Source organism: Falsiroseomonas oryzae, assembly GCF_027856955.1.
Lineage (GTDB): Bacteria > Pseudomonadota > Alphaproteobacteria > Acetobacterales > Acetobacteraceae > Falsiroseomonas > Falsiroseomonas oryzae.
Genome location: NZ_JAPSMD010000979.1, coordinates 1 through 630, shown reverse-complemented (window position 1 = coordinate 630; position 630 = coordinate 1). Strand labels below are relative to the sequence as shown.

Below are 630 nucleotides of genomic sequence, written 5' to 3'. Positions count from 1 at the left end.
ACGGCGATCTCGATCATGCCGCGAGCCTCCCGGCGGTGGCGCCGAGGCGCGGCTGCGCGGCGGCCTGGAAGCGCGCGCCGAACTCCGCCAGCCTCGCGTCGCTGCCGCGCGGCGCGATGAGCGTGAGGCCGGCGGGCAGCCCGTCCGGCCGGAACGGTCCGGGCACGGCGAGGGCCGCGAGGTCCAGCAGGTTGACGAAGTTGGTGTAGGTGCCGAGCCGCGCATTGGGCCCGAGCGGATCGGCCGCCAGCTCGGCCAGGGTCGGGAAGCAGGGCGCGGAGGGCACGGCCAGCGCGTCCACCCGGTTCCACATCGTCTCGGTGCGGCGCCGCAGCTCGGCCAGACGATAGAGGCCGCGGAAGGCGTCGGTCGCGGAGAAGCGGGCGGCGCCGGCCAGGATGCCGCGCGTCACCGGATGCACCGCATCGGGCTTCGCCGCGGCGAAGTCGCCGACGGCGGCGGCGCGTTCCGCGACCCAGGGGCCGTCGTAGAGCAGCTGCGCGACCTCTTGGAAGGCGTCGAGCTCCACCTCCTCGATGGCGACGCCGAGGCCGGCGAGGCGTGCGCGCGCCGCGGCCCAGGCGGCGCGGCCGGCCTCGTCGTCCAGCTCCGGCCGGCGGGGCACGCCGA

At 77.1% G+C, this 630-nt stretch carries 1 protein-coding gene; it reads right to left on the bottom strand.

The window, feature by feature from the left end; all coding sequences use genetic code 11:
- Window positions 1-13: 13 nt before the first annotated feature.
- Window positions 14-630: amidase family protein (locus OZN99_RS33065; RefSeq protein ID WP_270939396.1), on the bottom strand; the 617-nt coding region annotated here is incomplete at its 5' end.